The organism is Pseudomonas sp. QE6, from assembly GCF_041379005.1.
Lineage (GTDB): Bacteria > Pseudomonadota > Gammaproteobacteria > Pseudomonadales > Pseudomonadaceae > Pseudomonas.
The window spans coordinates 1,130,771-1,152,225 of the sequence record NZ_CP166873.1; the positions used below are offsets into that span (position 1 = coordinate 1,130,771).

General features: G+C 67.0%; 23 protein-coding genes. 9 read left to right on the forward strand and 14 right to left on the reverse strand.

The window, feature by feature from the left end:
- The first annotated feature begins 9 nt into the window (after positions 1 to 9).
- Complete coding sequence (locus ACAW63_RS05095) at positions 10 to 1,512, forward strand: YdgA family protein (RefSeq protein ID WP_371232113.1); 1,503 nt, start codon at positions 10 to 12, stop codon at positions 1,510 to 1,512.
- A gap of 197 nt (positions 1,513 to 1,709) precedes the next feature.
- On the opposite strand, the gene trpA is transcribed toward ACAW63_RS05095, so the two are convergent.
- Positions 1,710 to 2,516, reverse strand: coding sequence for a tryptophan synthase subunit alpha (trpA, locus tag ACAW63_RS05100; protein WP_371232114.1), 807 nt, complete (start codon positions 2,514 to 2,516; stop codon positions 1,710 to 1,712).
- A complete protein-coding gene (trpB, locus tag ACAW63_RS05105) occupies positions 2,513 to 3,721 on the reverse strand; it encodes a tryptophan synthase subunit beta (protein ID WP_371232116.1) in 1,209 nt (402 codons plus the stop codon). The genes trpA and trpB overlap by 4 nt, the downstream gene beginning before the upstream one ends.
- A gap of 159 nt (positions 3,722 to 3,880) precedes the next feature.
- Between trpB and ACAW63_RS05110 the strand changes: the two genes are divergently transcribed.
- The 4 genes from ACAW63_RS05110 (at position 3,881) to ACAW63_RS05125 (ending at position 5,845) form a co-directional block, all read left to right on the forward strand.
- Positions 3,881 to 4,771 carry a LysR family transcriptional regulator gene (locus ACAW63_RS05110; RefSeq protein WP_371232117.1) on the forward strand — a complete coding sequence of 297 codons (891 nt, stop codon included), beginning with the start codon at positions 3,881 to 3,883 and terminating at the stop codon, positions 4,769 to 4,771.
- Positions 4,772 to 4,878: 107 nt separating this feature from the next.
- Entirely contained in the window at positions 4,879 to 5,094 is a 216-nt protein-coding gene (locus ACAW63_RS05115) for a dodecin (RefSeq protein WP_017518905.1), read from the forward strand.
- Between the two features lie 145 nt (positions 5,095 to 5,239).
- Positions 5,240 to 5,461 carry a DUF1161 domain-containing protein gene (locus ACAW63_RS05120; protein ID WP_207884827.1) on the forward strand — a complete coding sequence of 74 codons (222 nt, stop codon included), beginning with the start codon at positions 5,240 to 5,242 and terminating at the stop codon, positions 5,459 to 5,461.
- A gap of 147 nt (positions 5,462 to 5,608) precedes the next feature.
- Positions 5,609 to 5,845, forward strand: coding sequence for a DUF1161 domain-containing protein (locus ACAW63_RS05125; RefSeq protein ID WP_331315838.1), 237 nt, complete (start codon positions 5,609 to 5,611; stop codon positions 5,843 to 5,845).
- A 95-nt stretch (positions 5,846 to 5,940) separates the two neighbouring features.
- Here the strand turns inward: ACAW63_RS05125 and ACAW63_RS05130 are convergent, their stop codons facing one another.
- Both ACAW63_RS05130 and ACAW63_RS05135 read right to left on the reverse strand, forming a co-directional pair.
- Positions 5,941 to 6,366: a hypothetical protein gene (locus ACAW63_RS05130; protein ID WP_371232118.1), complete on the reverse strand. Its 426-nt coding sequence runs from the start codon at positions 6,364 to 6,366 to the stop codon at positions 5,941 to 5,943.
- A 62-nt stretch (positions 6,367 to 6,428) separates the two neighbouring features.
- Positions 6,429 to 6,845 (reverse strand): hypothetical protein, encoded by a 417-nt coding sequence (locus ACAW63_RS05135; protein ID WP_371232119.1) that lies wholly within the window; start codon positions 6,843 to 6,845, stop codon positions 6,429 to 6,431.
- A gap of 67 nt (positions 6,846 to 6,912) precedes the next feature.
- Between ACAW63_RS05135 and ACAW63_RS05140 the strand changes: the two genes are divergently transcribed.
- Positions 6,913 to 8,001, forward strand: coding sequence for an aminopeptidase (locus ACAW63_RS05140; protein ID WP_371232120.1), 1,089 nt, complete (start codon positions 6,913 to 6,915; stop codon positions 7,999 to 8,001).
- Between the two features lie 81 nt (positions 8,002 to 8,082).
- Here ACAW63_RS05140 and ACAW63_RS05145 read toward each other — a convergent pair whose 3' ends face one another.
- Together ACAW63_RS05145 and ACAW63_RS05150 are read right to left on the reverse strand one after the other, a co-directional pair.
- Entirely contained in the window at positions 8,083 to 9,606 is a 1,524-nt protein-coding gene (locus tag ACAW63_RS05145; protein WP_371234577.1) for a 3-hydroxyacyl-CoA dehydrogenase, read from the reverse strand.
- Positions 9,607 to 9,653: 47 nt separating this feature from the next.
- Positions 9,654 to 11,285: an AMP-binding protein gene (locus tag ACAW63_RS05150; protein WP_371232122.1), complete on the reverse strand. Its 1,632-nt coding sequence runs from the start codon at positions 11,283 to 11,285 to the stop codon at positions 9,654 to 9,656.
- Between the two features lie 208 nt (positions 11,286 to 11,493).
- On the opposite strand from ACAW63_RS05150, the gene ACAW63_RS05155 reads away from it, so the two are divergent.
- Positions 11,494 to 12,279 carry an IclR family transcriptional regulator gene (locus ACAW63_RS05155; protein WP_371232124.1) on the forward strand — a complete coding sequence of 262 codons (786 nt, stop codon included), beginning with the start codon at positions 11,494 to 11,496 and terminating at the stop codon, positions 12,277 to 12,279.
- 460 nt (positions 12,280 to 12,739) lie between these two features.
- On the opposite strand, the gene ACAW63_RS05160 is transcribed toward ACAW63_RS05155, so the two are convergent.
- The 4 genes from ACAW63_RS05160 to ACAW63_RS05175 all read right to left on the reverse strand — a co-directional run bounded on the left by ACAW63_RS05160 (position 12,740) and on the right by ACAW63_RS05175 (position 17,627).
- Entirely contained in the window at positions 12,740 to 13,870 is a 1,131-nt protein-coding gene (locus tag ACAW63_RS05160; RefSeq protein ID WP_370600406.1) for an acyl-CoA dehydrogenase family protein, read from the reverse strand.
- A 10-nt stretch (positions 13,871 to 13,880) separates the two neighbouring features.
- Positions 13,881 to 15,071: an acyl-CoA dehydrogenase family protein gene (locus ACAW63_RS05165; RefSeq protein ID WP_371232126.1), complete on the reverse strand. Its 1,191-nt coding sequence runs from the start codon at positions 15,069 to 15,071 to the stop codon at positions 13,881 to 13,883.
- Between the two features lie 10 nt (positions 15,072 to 15,081).
- Positions 15,082 to 17,175, reverse strand: coding sequence for a 3-hydroxyacyl-CoA dehydrogenase NAD-binding domain-containing protein (locus tag ACAW63_RS05170; protein WP_371232128.1), 2,094 nt, complete (start codon positions 17,173 to 17,175; stop codon positions 15,082 to 15,084).
- A 167-nt stretch (positions 17,176 to 17,342) separates the two neighbouring features.
- Positions 17,343 to 17,627 carry a hypothetical protein gene (locus ACAW63_RS05175; RefSeq protein WP_275609508.1) on the reverse strand — a complete coding sequence of 95 codons (285 nt, stop codon included), beginning with the start codon at positions 17,625 to 17,627 and terminating at the stop codon, positions 17,343 to 17,345.
- A 164-nt stretch (positions 17,628 to 17,791) separates the two neighbouring features.
- On the opposite strand from ACAW63_RS05175, the gene ACAW63_RS05180 reads away from it, so the two are divergent.
- Positions 17,792 to 18,742, forward strand: coding sequence for an alpha/beta fold hydrolase (locus ACAW63_RS05180; protein ID WP_371232130.1), 951 nt, complete (start codon positions 17,792 to 17,794; stop codon positions 18,740 to 18,742).
- 1 nt (position 18,743) lies between these two features.
- On the opposite strand, the gene ACAW63_RS05185 is transcribed toward ACAW63_RS05180, so the two are convergent.
- Positions 18,744 to 19,199: a GNAT family N-acetyltransferase gene (locus ACAW63_RS05185; protein ID WP_371232132.1), complete on the reverse strand. Its 456-nt coding sequence runs from the start codon at positions 19,197 to 19,199 to the stop codon at positions 18,744 to 18,746.
- Between the two features lie 43 nt (positions 19,200 to 19,242).
- Positions 19,243 to 20,160, reverse strand: a complete 918-nt coding sequence (locus ACAW63_RS05190; protein WP_371232134.1) for a LysR family transcriptional regulator — start codon at positions 20,158 to 20,160, stop codon at positions 19,243 to 19,245.
- A gap of 97 nt (positions 20,161 to 20,257) precedes the next feature.
- On the opposite strand from ACAW63_RS05190, the gene ACAW63_RS05195 reads away from it, so the two are divergent.
- Positions 20,258 to 20,545 carry a DUF2218 domain-containing protein gene (locus ACAW63_RS05195; protein ID WP_371232136.1) on the forward strand — a complete coding sequence of 96 codons (288 nt, stop codon included), beginning with the start codon at positions 20,258 to 20,260 and terminating at the stop codon, positions 20,543 to 20,545.
- 245 nt (positions 20,546 to 20,790) lie between these two features.
- Here the strand turns inward: ACAW63_RS05195 and ACAW63_RS05200 are convergent, their stop codons facing one another.
- Together ACAW63_RS05200 and ACAW63_RS05205 are read right to left on the reverse strand one after the other, a co-directional pair.
- The gene (locus ACAW63_RS05200; protein WP_275609513.1) at positions 20,791 to 21,072 is read right to left on the reverse strand and encodes a type II toxin-antitoxin system RelE/ParE family toxin; all 282 of its coding nucleotides are present in this window, start codon (positions 21,070 to 21,072) and stop codon (positions 20,791 to 20,793) included.
- Positions 21,069 to 21,296: a CopG family ribbon-helix-helix protein gene (locus ACAW63_RS05205; RefSeq protein WP_275609514.1), complete on the reverse strand. Its 228-nt coding sequence runs from the start codon at positions 21,294 to 21,296 to the stop codon at positions 21,069 to 21,071. Before ACAW63_RS05205 ends, ACAW63_RS05200 begins: the two co-directional genes overlap by 4 nt.
- Positions 21,297 to 21,455 lie beyond the last annotated feature (159 nt).

Here is a 21,455-nt window from a genome sequence, read left to right on the forward strand (position 1 = left end):
GGAAGCAGCATGAACAAGACCACCCTGGCCATCGCCATTCCCCTGGCCATCGTCGGCGTTGCCGTCGCAGGCGCCTGGTACACCGGCTCGCGCGTCGAGCAGGAAATCACCCGCGGCATCGAACAGGCCAACACCCTCCTCAAGACCGACGCCCCGGACCTGGGCATGAGCGTCTCCCTGCTCGGCGTGGAACGCGGCCTGCTCTCCAGCAGCGCGCGCTACCAGGTGACCATCGCCGGCAACGAAGGCGAAGCACCCACCACCCTGGTGTTCACCGACCGCCTGGAACACGGCCCCTTCCCAGCTTCGCGCCTGGCGGCCGGCAAGCTGGCGCCGGTCATGGCGCAGAGTCATTTCGCCCTGGAGCAGAACGAGTTCACCGCGCCGCTGTTCGCCGCGGCCGCCGGCAAGGCGCCGATCAGCGGCGAGCTGGCCATTCATTACGACCAGCAGCAGGAGGGCGTCTTCGAGAGCGCCGCCCTGCAGTTCGCCAAGGACGGTGAGAGCCTGCGCCTGTCGCCGGCGAAGGTGAACTTCAGCGTGTCCGGCGACAAGAAGGACGTGCGCGCCGACGGCCAGCTGGCCGAAGCCGACCTGGTGTTCCTCGACCCGCAGAGCGGCCAGCCGGTCCAGGTCCAGCTGCGCGACCTGGGCATCGCCGGCGACAAGAAGGAAAACGCCAACGGCTTCGCCCTCGGCCCCAGCTCGGTCAGCCTGAAGAGCCTGCATGTGAAGGCCCCCGGCAGCCCGGACGTGGAGCTGCGCCAGGCCGTCGGCGAGGAAGTGCTCAAGCAGGGCGAAAAGGGCCTCGACCAGACCCTGTCCTACCGCGTCGGCCAGTTGGTGGTCCAGGGCCAGGAGATCGGTGGCCTGAAGCTCGACACCAGCCTGCGCAACCTCGATGAAGGCACCCTCAAGTCCCTCAAGGAAACCTACAACCAGTACGGCATGAGCAGCGTCGGCGAAACCGGCGAGCTGACCCCGGAGCAGGAAGAAGCGCTCAAGGGCCAGTTCCTGCGCCTGCTCGACAGCTCGCCGAAGCTGGCGCTGGACGAGTTGTCGCTGCAGACCGCCCACGGGGTGGCCAAGGTGTCCCTCGCCGTGGACCTGCGCAAGCCCGCGAAAACCGCCGAAACGCCGGACGAGATGGCGCGCAGCGTGCTGGCGTCCCTGCGGGCCAACCTCAAGGTGGACAAGGCGGTGATCGGTGACGTCGTCTCGTTGCAGGCCGCCCTGGGTGGCGCCGAGGCCGGCAGCGTCGATCCGGTGGCGCTCAAGCAGCAGACCGACGCCATGACCGACCTGTTCAGTGGCATGGCGCTGCAATCGGAGTGGGCGGTGCTCGACGGCAACAGCCTGAGCAGCTCGCTGGCCTATGCCGACGACAAGGTGAAGTTCAATGGCAAGGACATGACCACCGAGGAGTTCGTCGCCTTCGCCACGGGCTCGGTGCAGGGGCTGGGCCTGGGTGCTGGCGCCGATGACGAGGCGGTGGAACAAGCGGTGGAATGAGCCTCGCCTGAAACGAAAAAGCCCGGCTTTCGCCGGGCTTTTTTCTGGGTGTGGACTTTGATTTTCTAGCAGCGAGCTTGCTCGCGAACCCACCCAGCGCCAGCGCTGCCGGTGAACCTGTTCGCGAGCAAGCTCGCTCCTACAGAAAAGCAGTCCTCAGCACGATCGCAGGATGGCATGGAGCCGAATAGCAGTCCTCAGCGGGCGTTACGCACGCCTTCGGCCAGCTCGCGGCACAGGCCGAGCACGCCTTGCACCGCATCGGCGGAGCTTTCCGCGTTGGCGATCTTGTCCACCAGCGCCGAGCCCACCACCACGCCGTCTGCCAGGCGGGCGACGCTCGCCGCGTGTTCCGGGGTGCGGATGCCGAAGCCGATGGAGACCGGCAGGTCGGTGTGGCGACGCAGGCGTGCCACGGCCTGCTCGACGTGCTCCAGGGTCGCCGCGCCGGCGCCGGTCACGCCGGCTACCGAGACGTAGTAGACGAAGCCCGAGCTGCCTTCGAGCACGGTCGGCAGGCGCTGGTCGTCGGTGGTCGGAGTGGTCAGGCGGATGAAGTCGATGCCGGCGGCCTGGGCCGGGTGGCACAGGTCTTCGTTGTGCTCGGGCGGCAGGTCCACCACGATCAGGCCATCGACGCCGGCCTCTTTCGCGTCGGCGATGAATTTGTCGACGCCGTAGTAGTGGATCGGGTTGAAGTAGCCCATCAGCACCAGCGGCGTGGTGCTGTCGTCCTGGCGGAATTCGCGGACCATCTTCAGGGTCTTGGCCAGGTTCTGGCCGTTGCCCAGGGCGCGGATGTTGGCCAGCTGGATCGCCGGGCCGTCGGCCATCGGATCGGTGAACGGCATGCCCAGCTCGATCACGTCGGCGCCGGCGGCCGGCAGGCCCTTGAGGATGTCCAGCGAGGTGGAGTAGCCCGGGTCGCCGGCGGTGATGAAGGTCACCAGGGCGGCGCGGTTCTGCTGTTTCAGTTCGGCGAAGCGGGTTTGCAGGCGGCTCATGCTTTCTGCTCCTGTTGCATGTGGTGCATGACGGTCTGCATGTCCTTGTCGCCACGACCGGACAGGTTCACCACCATGATGTGGTCCTTGGGCAGGTTCGGCGCGCGCTTGAAGACTTCGGCCAGCGCGTGGGAGGACTCCAGCGCGGGGATGATGCCTTCCAGACGGCAGCAGGTGTGGAAGGCTTGCAGCGCCTCATGGTCGGTGATCGAGGTGTACTCGACGCGGCCGATATCGTGCAGCCACGCGTGCTCCGGGCCGATGCCGGGGTAGTCCAGGCCGGCGGAGATGGAGTGCGCGTCGATGATCTGGCCGTCCTCGTCCTGCAGCAGGAAGGTGCGGTTGCCGTGCAGCACGCCCGGTACGCCGCCGTTCAGGCTGGCCGCGTGCTTGCCGGTCTCGATGCCGTGGCCGGCGGCTTCCACGCCGACGATCGCAACGCTCTGGTCATCGAGGAAGGGGTGGAACAGGCCCATGGCGTTGGAACCGCCGCCGATGCAGGCGACGAGCGAGTCAGGCAGGCGCCCTTCCTTCTCGGCCAGCTGCTCGCGGGTTTCCTTGCCGATCACCGCCTGGAAGTCGCGGACCATCGCCGGGTACGGGTGCGGGCCGGCCACGGTGCCGATCAGGTAGAAGGTGCTCTCGACGTTGGTCACCCAGTCGCGCAGGGCTTCGTTCATCGCGTCCTTCAGGGTGCCGGTGCCGGCGGTGACCGGGATCACCTCGGCGCCGAGGAGCTTCATGCGGAAGACGTTGGCCTGCTGGCGATCGATGTCGGTGGTGCCCATGTAGATCACGCACTGCAGGCCGAAGCGCGCGGCCACGGTGGCGGTGGCCACGCCGTGCATGCCGGCGCCGGTCTCGGCGATGATGCGCTGCTTGCCCATGCGCTTGGCCAGCAGGATCTGGCCGATGCAGTTGTTGATCTTGTGCGCGCCGGTGTGGTTCAGCTCTTCGCGCTTCAGGTAGATCTTCGCGCCGCCGCAGTGCTCGGTCAGGCGCTCGGCGAAGTACAGCGGGCTCGGGCGGCCGACGTAGTCGCGCTGGAAGTAGGCCAGTTCCTTCTGGAACTGCGGATCGTCCTTGGCCTTCTCGTATTCGCGGGCCAGGTCGTGGATCAGCGGCATCAGGGTTTCGGCGACGTACTGGCCGCCGAAGCTGCCGAACAGGCCCTTGGCGTCGGGACCGTTGCGCAGTGTGGACATGGGAAGGCTCCTGTGGGGTCGTGATGCGGGAGCGCCCGGCGGGCACTTTCGCGGACAGCGTCCGCTCCTGCGAATGGTGCTCAGGATACGGCTGCGCGAGGGGCGGGAAAAGCGATAAGATCGCCTCGACCTGTCAGAAAAACTCACGGATCGATCGCCATGAGCCGAGACCTTCCCCCGCTAAATGCCCTGCGCGCCTTCGAGGCCGCGGCGCGTCTGCGCGGTGTGAGCCCGGCGGCAGATGAGCTCAGTGTCACCCACGGCGCGGTGAGCCGGCAGATCCGCCAACTGGAGGAGGACCTGGGGGTCACCCTGTTCGTCAAGGACGGACGTGGCGTAAAACTCACCGATGCCGGCCAGCGCCTGAGCGAAGTCGCCAGCGATTCCTTCGAACGCCTGCGCAGCGTCTGCGCCGAGCTGCGCCGCCAGGCCGACGGCAACGCGCCCTTCGTGCTCGGCTGTCCGGGCAGCCTGCTCGCCCGCTGGTTCATCCCGCGCCTGGACCGGCTGAACCGCGACCTGCCCGGCCTGCGCCTGCAGCTGTCGGCCAGCGAGGGCGAGATCGACCCGCGCCGTGCCGGTCTCGATGCCACCCTGCACTTCGCCGAGCCGCCGTGGCCGGCGGACATGCAGGTGCACGAACTGGCGGTGGAGCGCGTCGGTCCGGTGCTCAGCCCGCGTTACTCGCGCTTCGCCGAACTCTGCGCGGCGCCGGCCACCGCGCTGTTGGACGAGTCGCTGCTGTACACCACCTCGCGCCCGCAGGCCTGGCCGGCGTGGGCGACCAACAGTGGCCTGGACGCTGGCGCCTTGCGGCTCGGGCAGGGTTTCGAACACCTCTACTACCTGCTGGAAGCGGCGGTGGCCGGCCTGGGCGTGGCCATCGCGCCGCAGCAGGTAGTGGCCGACGACCTCGCCGCCGGGCGCCTGGCCGCGCCCTGGGGCTTCGTCGAAACCCGCGCGCGGCTGGCGCTCTGGGTGCCCGCGCGGCTGCCCGACCGGCGGGCGGTGCTGCTGGCGGACTGGCTGCGCGGCGAGCTGAAAGTCTGAGCGAGTCTGCGGCTTGCGCCGTTTGCCCTGAGTCCACCCCTCTACTAGTGTCCTAGGAAGGCGCTGGCACTCTGCCTGTGCCGCGCGGCGGATACAGGAGAGCGGACATGTCGAATCATCACACCTACAAGAAGATCGAACTGGTTGGATCCTCGCGCACCAGCATCGAGGACGCCATCAACAACGCCTTGGCCGAGGCGGCCAAGAGTATCGACTTCCTGGAGTGGTTCGAGGTGGTCGACACCCGTGGGCACATCGAGAACGGCGCGGTGGGTCACTATCAGGTGACCATCAAGGTGGGCTTCCGGATCGCCAACAGCTGAGGGCAGTCGGGAAGCCGCGACTGACCCTCCGACTTTTGTCATGCGTGTCTGCGATGCTCGCAGCGCGTCTTGAGCGGTGCACCGGGTTTGCCCGGCTTTCGGCCCGGCTGGGCCTTTTTCTGTGAATGGCGAGGGAGCGTTAACGATGAAGAAGTTTCTGTTGGCCGTGGGGGTCTTCGCACTGGCGGGTAATGTCCTGGCCGCCGGCAAACCGTGCGAGGAGCTGAAAGCGGAGATCGACGCGAAGCTCAAAGCCAAGGGCGTCACCTCCTACACGCTGGAGATCGTCGACAAGGGCTCTGCTACCGACAAGAAGGTCGTGGGCACCTGCGATGGCGGCACGAAGGAAATCGTCTACTCGAAGTAAACCCTGCGCAGTGGATGAACTGGCCGGGAGCCCGCATGGGCCCCGGCCTTTTTCTTGGCTGCCCGCCCGGCACTCTGTCGCCCGGCGGTGGTCCACCGTTAGGATAGAGTGCCCCGCGTTGGGGTATGACGAGGGATTGCGATGACGATGAAATGGGCCGTGGCGACAAGCGTGGCGTTGCTGCTGGTGACGCCGGCGAGCTGGGCGGTGCCCAAGTCGTGCGAAGAGCTCAAGGCGGAGATCGAGACCAAGATCCAGGCCGCCGGGGTGACCTCCTACACCCTGGAGATCGTGGACAAATCCGAGGTGAAGGATCCGAGCATGGTGGTCGGCAGCTGCGATGGCGGGAAGCGGCGGATCATCTACCAGAAGAACGACAGCTGACGAACGCCGGACTGTTCTTCTGTAGGAGCGAGCTCGCTCCGACAGGCGTATCGGCGTGGGATCGCCCCTCGCTCCGCGATCCATCCGTTCAGCGCCTAGAACGGCCCGCAGCTCACCGCTCCCTGGAAGTCCGTCTTCGCCACCAGCGTTCCGCTGGCATCGGTCAGCAGCGCCAGGGCGCTGCGCAGTTGCGGGCGCAGTTCCAGGCGGTAGCGCTGGCCCGCGGCGAAACCGTCGTAGGTCACCTTGACCCGGCAGGTCAGCTCCGAGGGTTCGTTGTTCATGCCCATGCCGCCACCGGCGGGGACTTCGTACTGGAAGCGCACCACCAGGTCATGGCGGCCGGGCGTCACCTGGAAATAGCGCCCGTCGTTGACCGACTTGCCGTCCAGTCGCTCGGCCATCAGCGTCTTGCCTGGCGTGGTGTAGAGATCGACCCAGGCCAGCTGCGGGTCGTGGGCGGGCAGCGGGCCGGCGCAGGCACCCAGCAGGACGAGGGCGAAGAGCAGACACAGGCGCATGGCGGTTCACCGTGGCGAAGGAACGATGGCCACAGCATAACCCCGTGCCGGCTCGGCGAGGGTCAGGCGCGATCGCAACCGCGCTCGCGGCCCCGGGCGATTTCGTTGGATTGCGCGTCATACAGCTTGGCCCAGGGACGGAAACCGATGCTGCCGGTTTCCAGGCGATAACGCTGGCCGGCGGCGAAGTCCTTGTACTTCACCGTCATCTCGCAATCGCGCCAGAGGGCTTCGTCCACCGGGCCGATATCCACCGGTTCGACCTGGAACTGGAAGCGCACGCGCAGCTCGTGCTGGCCCGGATCGACCTCGAAGTAGCGCGAACTGGGCCACTCCTTGTCGTCTACCTTGGTCGCCGCGAGGTCGCTCTGGCTGTTGGTGTCCAGGTCGATCCACGCGCGGTTCGGGTCGGGCTGAGGCAGCAGCAGGGAACAGCCGCTCAGGGCGAGCAGGCTGATGGCAGTGAGAACGGCGCGCATCGGGGGGACTCCTGGGTAGGTTACGTCGTGCCAGCGGGCGGACCAGGCGCTGTGCTATGTTCCGCGCATGCCCTTCCGCCTTCTTATCCCGACACTCGACCGTCGCCTGTGCCGCTGGGTTCCCTGCCTGGCGATCTGGGCGCTGAGCGGTTGTTCCACGGTGAGTTATTACGGGCAGCTGGCCGATGGGCAGCTGCGTCTTCTCGCCGCCCGCGAACCGGTCTCGGAGGTCGTTGCCGATCCCTCCCGCGACCCGGTGCTGCGCCGGCGCCTGGAGCAGTCCCAGGAGGCGCGCGCCTTCGCCAGCGCCGCGCTGGGCCTGCCGGATAACCAGAGCTACCGCCTCTATACGGATATCCACAGGCCCAACGTGGTGTGGAACGTCTTCGCCACCCCGGAGCTGTCGCTGCGGCCGGTGACGCACTGCTTCCCCATCGCCGGCTGCGTGGCCTACCGCGGTTACTACGGCGAGGCCGGCGCGCAGGGCGAGGCGAAGCGGTTGCAGGAACAGGGAATGGACGTCTATGTCGGCGGCGTCGAGGCCTACTCGACCCTCGGCTGGTTCAACGATCCGATCCTCAGCAGCATGCTGCGCTGGGGCGACCAGCGCCTGGCCGAAACCATCTTCCACGAGCTGGCGCACCAGAAGTTCTACCTGCCGGGCGACACCGCCTTCAACGAGTCCTTCGCCTCCTTCGTCGAGGCCGAGGGCGGCCGCCGCTGGCGCGCCGCACGTGGGCTGGCGGATGAGTCGGCGCAGCTGGCCGAGCAGCGCAAGCGCTTTACCCAGCTGGTGCTGGATACCCGCGAGCGCCTGCAGAAGCTCTATGCCAGCCCGCGCAGCGACGCCGAGAAGCGCGCCGGCAAGGCCGCGGAATTCGAGCGTCTGCGCCGCGAGTACCGCGAGCTGTGTGACCACGAATGGGGCGGCAAGGCGCCGTTCGACAACTGGGTCAACGGCCCGCTGAACAACGCCAAGCTGCTGCCCTTCGGGCTCTACGACCAGTGGGTGCCCGCCTTCGCTGCGCTGTTCGCCCAGGTGGGCGGGAACTGGCCGGCGTTCTATGCGCGGGTGGAGAAGCTCGCGGCCATGGCACCGGCGCAGCGCACGGCGGCGCTGGAAAAGCTGCTGGCGGGGCAGCGCGTGGCGTTCTGACGACGCCGCCGCTTTTCGTAGGAGCGAGCTCGCTCCTACAGGCCGCCGCCGGCGTCGATTTCGGTCATCGTCCCCACGGAATCACTCCGCCCGATCGGGACTGTGCAGCGGCAAGTCCAGTTGCACCCGACGCCGCAACCACGGGCTGGGCCGGTAGCGTGCCTCGCCGTAGCAGGCCTGCAGGCCCTGGAGGATGGTGAGGATGCGCGCCGCGCCGTAGTGTTCGCCGAAGGCCAGCGGGCCGAAGGGATAACCCAGCGCCAGTTGCACCGCGCGGTCCAGCGTCACCGGCGTGGCAATGCCGCGCTGGGCGATCTCGCAGCCCAGGTTGACGATGCTGGCGACCACCCGCTGGCTGATGAAACCGGGCGAATCATTGATCACTTCCACCGGCACGCCGTCGCTGCCCAGCGCCTGCCGGGCCTGGATCTCCAGCTTCGGGTCGAGGGCGGGCTGGCGCATCAGCACGCGGCGGCGGTCCAGGTCGGTGAAGGTTTCCAGCGCCAGGCTGCGCTCGGGCGGCAGGCCCAGGGCGTCGATGCAGGTGGCGGCGTCCGTCCCCAGCGGGGTGACCAGGCAGATGGCGCGGGACGAAGGCGCTTCACTGGTTTCCAGTACCACGCCGCCCAGGGTGAGGATCGCGGCGATGCGGTGGCGCAGCTCCGGGTCCTGGCTGTCGAGCCAGTACGGACGGTTCAGCAGCACCGGCTCCGGTGGTACCTCGACTTCGTGCAGCGGCTGGCCGTCGCGGTAGCGGTAGAAGCCTTCGCCGGTCTTGCGCCCGAGCAGTCCGCCGGCCACGCGCTGAGCCGCCAGCGGTGACGGCGTGTAGCGCGGGTCCTGGTAGAACTGCTGGTAGAGCGATTCCATCACCGCGTGGGAGACGTCCAGGCCGGTGAGGTCGAACAGCTCGAACGGCCCCATGCGGAAACCCGCGCCGTCGCGCAGGATGCGGTCGACCTGCGCCGGGGTGGCGATGCCTTCGCCGAGGATGCGCAACGCCTCGGTGCTGAAGGCGCGGCCGGCGTGGTTGACGATGAAGCCGGGGCTGTCCGGCGACACCGCCGGGAAGTGCCCGGCCTGCTCCGCCAGGCGGCTCAGGCGGCGCACCACGGAGTCCTGGGTGCGCTGGCCGCGCACCACTTCGACGATGCGCATCAGGGGCACCGGGTTGAAGAAGTGGAAGCCGGCGACCCGCTCCGGATGCTGGCAGCGGGCGGCGATGCGGGTGACCGACAGCGACGAGGTGTTGCTCGCCAGCACGGCGTCCGGCGCCACGCGCTTTTCCAGCTCGGCGAGCAACGCCTGCTTGGCGCCGAGGTCCTCGACGATGGCTTCGATCAGCAGGTCGCAGTCGGCCAGTTCGTCCAGGCTATGGGTCGGCAGCAGGCGCTGCAGGGTCCCGGCCAGCGCCTCCGGGCTGAGCTTGCCCTTGGCCACCGAACGTTCCAGCAGCTCGCGGTTGAAGGCCAGCGCCTGCTCCACGGTCTGCGGATTGCTGTCGTACAGGCGCACCGGCAGGCCGGCCGTGGCGAACAGCTGGGCGATGCCACGGCCCATGGCGCCGGCGCCGATCACGCCGATGCGGTTGAAGGACTCGGTCATGCTGCGGGTCTCGTCGTGCGAACCTGCTTCAACCATAGACGCTTCGGTCATGCGTTGGTCCCTTTGCCCAGTTCGAGATCGCGCAATTGGCGGCGCAGCAGCTTGCCGACGGCGGTCCTGGGCAGCTCGTCGAGCACCTCGACGAAGCTGGGCACCTTGTAGCCGGTGAGGTGCTCGCGGCAGTGGGCGATGATTGCGGCCGTATCCAGCGCGGGGTCGCGCAGGCTGACGAACAGCTTCACCGCCTCGCCCTTGCGCGTGTCCGGCACGCCTATGGCTACGCACTCGCGCACGCCGGGGTGGCGCATCACCGCGTCTTCCACTTCGTTGGGGAACACGTTGAAGCCCGAGACCAGGATCATGTCCTTCTTGCGGTCGACGATCTTCAGCATGCCGTTGGCATCCACTTCGGCGATGTCGCCGGTCTTCAGCCAGCCATCCTCGGTCAGCACCTGGGCGCTCTCCTCCGGGCGCTGCCAGTAGCCCTGCATCACCTGCGGGCCGCGCAGCCACAGCTCGCCGGGCTGGTCGGGGCCGGTGTCGGCGCCCTCCTCGTCCACGGTGCGCAGCTCGGTGTCCACCAGCGCCTGGCCGACATAGCCCTCGCGATACGGACTCAGCAGCGTGCCGGTGGAGACCACCGGCGAGGCCTCGGTCAGCCCGAAGCCTTCGCGCACCGGGGCGCCGGTCAGCGCTTCCCAGCGCCGGCCCACTTCGCGGTTCAGCGGCGCGCCGCCGGAGGTCACCCACTTCAGGTGGCTGAAGTCGATGCCGGCGAAATCCGGGTGGTTCATCAGGCCGACGAACAGGGTGTTGATCCCGCTCATCAGGGTGAAGGGATAGCGGCGCATGGCGCCGAGGATTTCATCCAGGTTGCGACCGTCGCGGATGAACACCGTGTGCAGGCCCATGCCCACCGAGGACAGGCAATTCGTGGCGAAGGCCATGATGTGGTAGAGCGGCAGCGGCGCGATGCGCAGGTCGCTGGCCGGCTCCAGCAGGCCAGGGCGCATGAACAGTTCGAGGGTCTGGATGACGTTGGCGATCAGGCTGCGATGGCTGAGCATCGCGCCTTTGGACACACCCGTGGTGCCGCCGGTGTATTGCAGCAGCGCCAGGCGGTCCAGGCCCGGCTCGGTGTCCACCGGCGGCGCCTCGGCGCCCAGGCGCAGGGCCTGCTGGAAGCGCATGCAGTCGGCGTCTCCGCAGTCGAATTGCGGGCGCTCGATATCGTCGATCGAGGTCAGCAGCACCTGTCGCACGTCGGTTTGCGCCTGCACGCCGCGCAGCAGTGGCAGCAGGCGGTCGAGCAGCAGGATGGCGCTGGCGCCGGAGTCGGCCAGCTGGTGGCGCAGCTCGCTGGAGGTGTACTGCGGATTGGTGTTCACCAGCACCACGCCGGCCTTCAGCGCGCCGAAGGTGGCGATGGGGTACTGCAGGGAGTTGGGCAGCATCAGTGCCAAACGCTCGCCCGGTTGCAGGCCGGCGTGGTGGCGCAGGTAGCGGGCGAAGGCGTCGGCCTGGCGTTCCAGATCGGCGAAGCTCAGGTGGCTGTCGCCGCAGGAGAACGCGGAGCGTTCGGGAAAGTCGCGACAGGCATCGCGCAACAGGTCGTGGAGGTTCTGGTAACCGTGGCGGGCAATCTCGTTGGCCACGTATCCGGTTGCAATGGCGGGCATCGACTTCTCCGTTTCTTCGCTTCGATTGGCTCTGAGCTTTGAATTGTTGTTCTGCACAGCGAAACATCGTGTCGAAATCGATGGTATGCGATAGGCTTACCCGGTGCAACGAGCACATTCGGACCGCTGCGGGGCGAGGGGCCGATCTGCTATCGTTCGCCCGCGCCGCCAGCGGCGCCCGTCATCCAGATTCCCCCGCCGAGGCCCCATGAGCGACGACGTCGAAGACAGCAGCAACCCCAAGGACCGCAAGTTCGTCGAGGCCCTCGCCCGCGGGCTGGACGTGCTGCGCGCCTTCACCCACGGCTCGGTGGTGCTCGGCAACCAGGAAATCGCGCGGATCACCGGGCTGCCCAAGCCCACCGTGTCGCGCATGACCTACACCCTGACCAAGCTCGGCTACCTCTGCTACTCGCAGCAGCACGAGAAGTACCAGCTGGATTCCGGCGTGCTGGCGCTGGGGTATGCCTACGTTTCCAACCTGCGCGTGCGCCAGCTGGCCAAGCCGTACATGGATGCCTTCGCGCGACGCACCAACACCACGGTCGGCCTGACCTGCCGCGACTGGCTGTCGATGATCTACGTGGAGAATTGCCGCCCGCCGGAGGCGACCTCCCTGCGCATGGACGCCGGCGTACGTCTGCCACTGGCGACTACCGCCGCGGGCCGCGCCTACCTGGCGGCGACGCCGGAGCAGGAGCGCGAGCATCTGCTGTCGGCGCTGCAGGAGCGCCATGAAGGCGACTGGTCCGCCATGCGTGCTTCGCTGGAGGCTTCGTTCGAGGAGTATCGCCAACATGGGTTCTGCCTGTCCCTGGGCGACTGGGACCGCAATGTGCGCGCCGCCGGCGTGCCGCTGCGCCTGGCCGACGGCGGGCTGATGGCGCTGACCTGCGGGGCGCCATCGTTCCAGTTGAGCGAAGAGACGCTGCGCGGGTCGCTGGCCCATGAGCTGGAGATGCTGGCGCGGGATATCGAGAGCCTCGGGGCCTGATTTTCTCCACGATGCTTTTCGTGTAGGAGTCTCTGCGCCGCTTCGACGTGTGCAGAGAGATTGTATTTCGCCCCCTCGGGCGACCTCCTTTGGCAAACGCCCCAAAGGAGGCAAAGGTCTTGCCCCTTCATCCGGTTTTTCGCTTAGGCGAAAAATTCCCTCGTCGAAGCGAAGTTTCAGGGGCACGCCACGACGGGCCATCCCTGGCCCATCATGGCTCTCGCGACATCCATGTCGCTCAACCCCTGAAACTCCACTTCAACGAGGCCTCCTGAAAGGGGCGGTCCGGAGTGCGCGCATGTTTCTCTGGAAGCCTTCCAGAGCACGGGCCAGAACCCGAACCGAGGCGCAGGGCATGCTTTCCTGTAGGAGCGAGCTTGCTCGCGAACCGCCCCAGTGCCCAAGTCGCCAGCAGATATGTTCGCGAGCAAGCTCGTTCCTACAAGGGTAGGTGGATGCGTTACGCCACCTCCATCAACCCCGCATACACCTTCAAATGATGATCATCGTCCCCCAGCTGATGGCTGAGCATCACCAGCCGCTTGGCGTGGTGCGCCAGCACGTATTCCCAGGTCATGCCGATGCCGCCGTGCAGCTGGATCGCCTGCTCCGCCACGTAACGCGCCGCGCGGGTGACGATGAACTTGGCCGCCGCCAGGGTGCGGCTGCGCTCGGCGCTGTCGGGTTGGTCGGCGACGCAGGCGGCGAGGATGGCCATGCTGGTGGCCTGTTCCAGCTCGCTGCGCATGTCCACCATGCGGTGCTGCAGCACCTGGAACTTGCCGATCGGCACGCCGAACTGCTTGCGCGTCTTCAGGTAGTCCAGGGTCAGTGCGCAGGCTTCCTGCAGGCTGCCGAGGGCTTCGGCGCACTGCGCGGCAATCGCCCTGCCCTGTTGATAACGCAACGCCGGTAGCGCCTCGCCGGGTGTGCCGACCGCTTCACCAACGGCACCGTCGAGGAACAGCTCGCAGGCGCGCTGGCCGTCCACCGTCGGGTAGTCGCGGCGACTGACGCCGGTCTGCTGCGGGTCGACCAGGAACAGGCCGATGCCTGCTTCGTCCCGCGCATTGCCGGCGACTCGCGCCGAAACGAGGATCGCCGTGGCGCTCTGCCCGCCGATCACCACTGCCTTGCGGCCGCTCAGTTTCCAGCCGTCGCCGGCCTGCTCCGCGCGGGTCTGCACGTCGTGCAGCTGGTAGTGGCTCTGCGGCTCTTCCAGGGCCACCGCCAGCTGCGCCTCGGCGCTGGCGATGCGCGGCAGCCAGTGGTCCTTCTGCACGTCGCTGCCCAACTGGGCGATCAGGCCCCCAGCGTGCACCACCGATTGCAGGTAGGGCTCCAGGCACAGACCGCGGCCCAGTTCGGTGAGCACCAGCAGGCTTTCCACGCCGCCGCCGAAGCCACCGTGGCTTTCCGGCAGCGAGACCGAAGTCAGCCCCAGCTCGCCCAACTGGCGCCAGAATTCGGCGCTGTAGCCCAGCTCGCTCTTGCTGAACCCCTCACGCTTGTCGAACGGGTAGGCGTCGCGGACCAGGCGGGCCGCGGTGTCCTGCAGCATCTGCTGCTCTTCGCTCAGTTTGAAGTCCATGGTCAGCCCCTCACAGCTCGAGAATCATCTTGGAGACGATGTTCTTCTGGATTTCGTTGGAGCCGCCGAAGATCGACAGCTTGCGCAGGTTGAAGTACTGGCTGGCCGGTGCCGCCGAGTAGTCCGCGTGCAACGGCTCGGCGCCCAGCTCGAATTCGTCCTCGATGAAGGGCAGCGCATAGGGGCCGAGGACCTTGCGCAGCAGGTGGCTGATGGCCTGGCGGATCTCGGTGCCCTTCACTTTCAGGATCGAGCTTTCCGCCCCCGGCACGCCGCCTTCGCGGGCGGCGGCGAGGATGCGCAGGGTGCTCATCTCGATGGCCATCAGCTGCATCTCCACCTCCGCTACCTGGGCGCGGAACAGCGGGTCATCGAGCATCGGCTTGCCATCGCACAGCTCGCGGCTGGCCACGCGTTTCAGGTGCCCGAGCACCGCCTTGGATGCGCCGATGCCGGCGAGGCCGGTGCGCTCGTAGGTCAGCAGGTACTTGGCGCAGGTCCAGCCTTCGTTCTCGCGGCCCACCAGGTTTTCCACCGGTACGCGCACGTTGTCGAAGAAGACTTCGTTGACCTCGTGCTCGCCATCCAGGGTGATGATCGGGCGCACGGTGATGCCAGGGGATTTCATGTCGATCAGCAGGAAGCTGATGCCGCGCTGCTGCTGCGCTTCCGGGTCGGTGCGCACCAGGCAGAAGATCCAGTCGGCGTGCTGGCCGAGGGTGGTCCAGGTCTTCTGGCCGTTCACCACGTAGTGGTCGCCGTCGCGCACGGCGCGGGTCTTCAGGCTGGCGAGGTCGGAGCCGGCGCCCGGCTCGGAGTAGCCCTGGCACCACCAGTCGCTGCCGTCGAGGATGCGCGGCAGGTAGTGCGCCTGCTGCTCGGGCGTGCCGAACCTGATGATCACCGGGGCGACCATGTTGACGCCGAAGGGGATGGTGCGCGGCGCGCCGAAGGCGGCGCATTCCTCTTCGAAGATGTGCTTCTGCACGGCGTTCCAGCCGGTGCCGCCGAACTCCTCCGGCCAGTGCGTGGCGTACCAGCCCTGCTCGGCGAGCACGCGCTGCCAGCGCTGGTGGTCGCCCTTGTTCAGGTGCTTGCCCAGGCGCACCTTGGTGGCGATGTCCTGGGGCAATTTGCTTTCGAGGAAGGCGCGGACTTCGTCGCGGAACGCCAGCTCGTCGGGGGTGAAATGGATGTCCATGGCGGTTCCTCTACAGATCGGCGAAGCGGCGGCCCTCGGCCACCAGGCGTTCGAGCAGCGGCGCGGGTTGCCACCAGGCGCCGAGGCGCTGGTGGAACTCGCGGATTCGTTCGAGCACATGGGCAAGGCCCAGGCTGTCGGCATGGAACAGCGGGCCGCCGCGCCAGGCGGGGAAGCCGTAGCCATTGAGGAAGATCACGTCGATGTCGCTGGCACGCTGGGCGATGCCTTCGTCGAGGATGTTGGCGGCCTCGTTGATCAGCGCGCAGATGCAGCGCTCGACGATCTCTTCATCGCTCACCGGTGCGCGGGTGATGCCGCGATCGGCGGCGGCCTGCTCCAGCATGGCCGGCAGCGCCGGGTTGTCCTGCGGGGCGCGACCGCCTTCGCCGTAGAGATAGAAGCCAGCGCCGGTCTTCTGCCCGAGCATGCCGGCGGCGATCAGGTGATCGAGCACGGTGGGCAGTGTCTGGCCGGGCTTGAGGTTCGGTCGCTGCCGCGCGCGGATCGCGTGGCTGATGTCCAGGCCGGACAGGTCGCGCACCGCCAGCGGCCCCATGGCCATGCCGAAGGTGCGCAGGGCGCGGTCCACCTGCGCCGGTGTGGCGCCCTCCTCCAGCAGGAATTCGGCTTGACGGCCGTACTGGAAGATCATGCGGTTGCCGACGAAGCCGTCGCACACACCGACCACCACCGAGACCTTCTTCAGGCGCTTGCCCAACTGCATGGCGGTGGCCAGCACGGCATCGCTGGTGGCCTTGCCGCGCACCACTTCGAGCAGGCGCATGACGTTGGCCGGGCTGAAGAAGTGCAGGCCGACCACGTCCTGCGGACGCGTCGTGAAAGCGGCGATTTCGTCGAGGTCCAGCGAAGACGTGTTGCTGGCGAGGATTGCGCCGGGTTTGCACACGGCGTCCAGCTGCTCGAAGACCTGGCGCTTCACGTCCAGGCTCTCGAACACGGCTTCGACCACCACGTCCACGTCGCCCAGTACGGCGTAATCGAGCACGCCGCTGATCAGGGCCATGCGCTGCTCCAGCTCTGCCGCGCTCAGGCTGCTGCGCGCCACGCTGGCGGCATAAAGGCTGCGGGCGCGGTCGAGGCCGCGCTGAAGGGCTTCTTCGTTCACTTCCAGCAGCTTCACCGGGATGCCGGCATTGGCGAAGCACAGGACGATGCCGATGCCCATGGTCCCGCCGCCGATCACCGCGGCGCTGCGTACGTCGCGCGGCTGGGTGTCGGCGGCGAGGCCTTCGACCTGGGCGGCATCGCGCTCGGCGAAGAAGGCGTGGATCTGCGCGGCGCGTTGCGGCGATGCCATGCACTGCTGGAACAGCTCGCGCTCGCGGGCCAGGCCTTCGCGCAGCGGCAACTGCGTCGTGGCTTCCACTGCGTCGATGCAGCGCAGCGGCGAGAACTGGCCGGGCAGGCGCTTCTGCACTTCGCTGCGCTTCTGGGCGATCAGCTCGGCGAGGCCTGCTTGCTGAACACGCTCGTTGCACTCGCCGGTGCGGCGCGGGCCTCTGCCGCCCGCCAGCAGGCGCTGGGCGAAGGCGAGGCCGGCTTCGATGAGGTCGCCGTCGAACAGTTCGTCGACGATGGTGCTTTCAAGGGCTTCGGTGGCGCGGATGGGCGCACCGCTGACGATCATGTCAAGGGCCTTCTCGACACCGGCCAGGCGCGGCAGGCGCTGAGTGCCGCCGGCGCCGGGGAGCAGGCCGAGCTTCACTTCCGGCAGGCCGACCTGGGCGTCGCGGCGGGCGATACGGTAGTGGCAGGCCAGGGCAACTTCCAGCCCGCCGCCCAGGGCGGTGCCGTGGATCACGGCGACGCTGGGCTTGGTCGCACTTTCGATGGCCTCGACCACTTCCGGCAGCAGGGGGGCCTGCGGTGGCTTGCCGAATTCGCGGATATCGGCGCCGGCCATGAAGGTGCGTCCGGCGCAGACCAGCACCACCGCGCGCACCTGCGGATCGGCCTCGGCCTGCTGGAAGGCGGCGAGCAGGCCCGTGCGGACGCCATGTCCGAGGGCGTTCACTGGTGGGCCGTCGACCGTGACCAGGGCAATCTCGCCCCGGCGTTCGAGCTGTACCGCTTCTGACATGCTGTGCTCCGTTTAGAGTTGTTTTAACGGAATGATGTTTCGCTGTGCAGAATACGATGCAGTTTTTTATCGATTGATTGCAAGGCTTTTCGTAGGAGCGAGCTTGCTCGCGAACGAACCCGCTGCAAGGCGATTCGCGAGCAAGCTCGCTCCTACAGGGATCTCCGTCAGGGCCTCTGCGTGCTTCCAGCGACCAGCAGGTCGCCGTGCAACTCGCAGTAGCACTCGTCGTTCCAGCCATAGTGAGGATCGCGGCAGATCGAATGTCGGACAGGGCCGGCATTGCCGGGTTTGCGCGTTTTCAAGTTGTCGCGCAAGGCCGCGTAGATCGAGCCAGGCTGCGGCCAGTCGGTGCGCACGGGGCCTTCGCCGAGCTGGTTGCCGGCGCGCAGTTCGGCCCTCAGGATGGCATCGAGTTCCGGGCAGAGCTGGGCGGTGGGTTGGCGTCTCATGGGAGTCCTTCCTGGAGAGAATCTATTGTGGCGCCGGACATTATCCGCCGTTTCCCGCACTGCATCGCCGAGTGGAAAGGTCCCTCCATTCGCCTGGTGAATAGGGTTCGGCCGGCACTCCGGACTTGGCATAGTGAAGCTCACCCTCTGCAGGAGCGCGCGCCATGAACGAGTTCGAACACCAGCTGCTGGCGGTCAACGGCATCCTGCTCAGCCTGTACAGCGCCGGCCCGGCGGACGGCAAGCCGGTGTGGCTGCTGCACGGCTTTCCCGAGTGCTGGCATTCCTGGCAGCACCAGATGCGCGCCCTCGCCTCCTCCGGTTATCGCGTGTTCGTCCCTGAGATGCGCGGCTATGGCCAGACCAGCGCGCCGGATGCGGTGGACGCTTACGACCTGCTGACCCTCTGCGCGGACATCCAGGGCGCGATGGATGCGCTGGGGCATTCGCGGGTGGCGATGGTCGGCCATGACTGGGGCGCGCCGGTGGCCTGGCATCTGGCGCTGCTGGAGCCGCAGCGGGTAGAGGTTCTGGCGACGCTGTCAGTACCCTTCGCCGGCCGCGCCAAGCGTCCGCCGGTGGAGATCATGCGGGAGGTGTTCGCCGGTAGGTTCTTCTACATCCTCTACTTCCAGGAGCCGGGCTGCGCCGAGGCCGAGCTGAATGCGAACATCGCCCTGAGCCTGCGCCACTTCCTCGGCGACAACGTGCACCTGGCGCCGGACCAGTCCCCCGATGGCCGTTTGTTCGATGGCCTGCCACCGCCACCGGCGCAGCCCGCCTGGTGCAGCGCCGAGGATTTCCAGTACTACGTGCACACCTTCGAGGGACGCGGCTTCCGCGGCGCGCTGAACTGGTACCGCAACTTCGAGCGCAGCTGGCAACTCACCGCGCCGTTGGCGGGGCGCAAGGTCGAGCAGCCGACGCTGTTCCTGATCGGTGACCGCGACCCGGTCGGTCGCTTCGAGGCGTATACCCTGCAACGCATGCCCGAGCATGTGCCGAAGCTGGAGCAGCATGTGCTGGAAAACTGCGGCCACTGGATCCAGAACCAGCAGCCGGCGCGGGTCAATGCGTTGCTGGGCGACTTCCTCGCCCGGCATTACCCAACCTGAATCAGGCGCCGCGGCGCATGCCGATGTGCGGGATGTCGTCTTCCAGGTAGACCTCGGTGACCGGAGCGAAGCCGTAGCGGCCGTAGTAGCCCTGCAGGTGCGCCTGCGCCGAGAGGTAGATCGGCAGCCCCGGCCAGCGCCGGGCGATGGCCTGCAGCGCCTGCTCCATCAGTTCGTGCCCCAGACCCTGGCCACGGCCCTGCGGGGCGATCACCACGCGGCCGATGACCACGTCGCCCTCATGACGCTCGGGGTCCAGCAGGCGCAGGTAGCCGAGCAGACGGCCACCCTCCTCTACCATCAGGTGGCAGGTGTCGCCGATGAGGTCGAGGCCATCGACTTCCTGGTAGGGGCATTTCTGCTCGACCACGAAGACTTCGGTGCGCAGGCTGAGGATGGCGTACAGCTCCTCCTTGCTCAGGTCGCGGTGGTGCTTGCAGGTCCAGTTCCGGGCCATGCTGGGTACTCCTGTCGATGGGGGCGTCATGGTAGCGCGTCGCTCAGACCGGCGCCTGGAAGCGCAGGCGCGACGAGCCCCCGAAGTGGCGGCGCAGCGCTTCGATGGCGACCTTGACCTTGGCCGGCTGCGCATCGCGGCGCGGTGTGACCGCGTAGATGCCGAACGGCGGCAGCTTCCATTCCGGCAGCAGCCGTACCAGCCTGCCCTCCTCCAGCGCCTCGCGCACTTCCGGTTCGGGCTGGGCGGAAACGCCGAGTCCGTCGAGGGTGAACTGGCGCAGGGCGATCATGCTGTTGGCGGCGACTCGCGCTTCGAGCCGCAGCTTGCAGCTCTCCCCGCCCGGGCCGCTGAAGTTCAGGTAGCTCTGGTGCGCCACGGTATTCAGGGCCAGCCAGTCGACGCCCTGCAGTTGCTGCGGATGGTCGATCGGCGGCATTCGCCGCAGGTAGGACGGCGCGGCGCAGATGACGTTGTTCCACTCGGCCAGGTGACGCGCCACCAGGCTGGAGTCGGACAGGCTGCCGACGCGGATGGCGAGGTCGATGCGCTGCTCGATCAGGTCGATCTGCTCATCGTGGAAGAACAGCTGCAGGCGCAGTTGGCGGTGGTTTTCCAGCAGCGGACGCAGGGCCTCGGTGATCAGCTGGCCGGAGAAGCCCACCGGGGCGGCCAGGCGCAGTTCGCCGACCGGCGCCTCGCGCCATTCGCCCAGGCGTTGTTCGGCTTCCTCGGCGATTGCCAGCATCTGCGCGCAACTGCGGTAGAAGGCCTCGCCCGCCTCGGTCAGGGTCAGCTTGCGGGTGGTGCGGTGCAGCAGCGTCACCTGGGCGTGGGCTTCGAGCTTGCGGATCTGCTGGCTGACCGCCGAGGGCGTCATGCCCAGGCTTTCGGCGGCGGCGGCCATGGAGCCGCGGGCCACCACGGTGGCGAAGACCGCCATGCCCTTGAGGTTGTCCATTGTGAAGCTCCGCTTAAGAGTGAAAGGCAAATTAGCCGGTTTTTCCCTGGATTTCCTCCGCCTAGCATGACAACTCCCAAAAAAGGAGAAGAGAACGATGCCGCTAAGCCGTGCCACTGTCGCCACCCCTGACGCCGCGCGCTACCTCAAGCGCCTGTGCAACCACTTCGCCCACAAGTTGCCGGTCGAGCTGACCGAGGATCGCGGCGTGCTGCGTTTCGATTTCGGCACCTGCCGCCTGCACGCCACGCCGGACGCCTTGCTGATGGACGCCGAGGCTGCCGATGCGCAGGCACTGGAGCGCCTGCAGAACGTGGTGGTCAGCCACCTCGATCGTTTCGCCTGGAAAGAAGGGCAATTGCCGGTCAATTGGCAGGCTGCCTGACCCGCCTTCGAAAAAAGCCCGCAAAAACGAAAAAACCCGGCCTTGGCCGGGTTTTTTGTTGCCTGGAAAAAGGCAGTCGTCGCTCAGCGTGAATGACTAACTCAGTCTTATTTGTTTGTATTTTGTTCATATCATTTAGAAATGAACATTAAATGACCCAATATGTATTTTAAGGTTATTTGTATGCTTTTTGATCAAATCGAAAAGTCAATACTTTGAAATATTTTGTAACCGTGTGGCCACTTTTACCCCGAGTTATCCACACGGTCGATGCGCAAAATCTGTACAGAACGCCCCTTTACCCGGTAGGCGGCCTGGTAGGGCCAGCGCTCCACCGGCAATTCCCGGACGCCGGGCACTTCGCTGGGCACGCCGCTGCTGCTCAGGTCGAGGTTCGCCAGCGGACGAACCTGCTCGACGATGTCCTGGATGGCCCGCAGCGCCTTCTCCGGTCCGATCAGCACGACGTAGTGGTCATAGATGGCGTCCAGGTCGCCCGCCGCCTTGTGCGTCCACTTCAGGCTCATGCCAGCCCCCACTTGGCTTCGATGACGGCGTGTTCCAACAGGTGGCCGGCATCGGCGTCTGCCACGCCTTCATCGATGGCCGCGACGTGCCAGCTCTGGCGCTCCAGGTACTGCGCCAGGGCCTGGCGCAGGTGGTACGGCCGGTCCCGGTGGGTGGCGCGGGCCAGCTGGTCCAGGGCCTGGACGAGGGCGTCATCGGCGCGGAAGGAGACAACGGTGGTCACTTTTCGTACAGTTCCGTTTACGCTGTATACAGTGTTTACAACGATAACATACGTATACGAATCAAGCACTTGGCGGAGTAGAAGTTTTTTCCCGACGGGAGCCGGAGGAGGGGGAAAAAACCCGTCTGGCAAGGGCTGACGGGGCACTTTCGCGGTAGC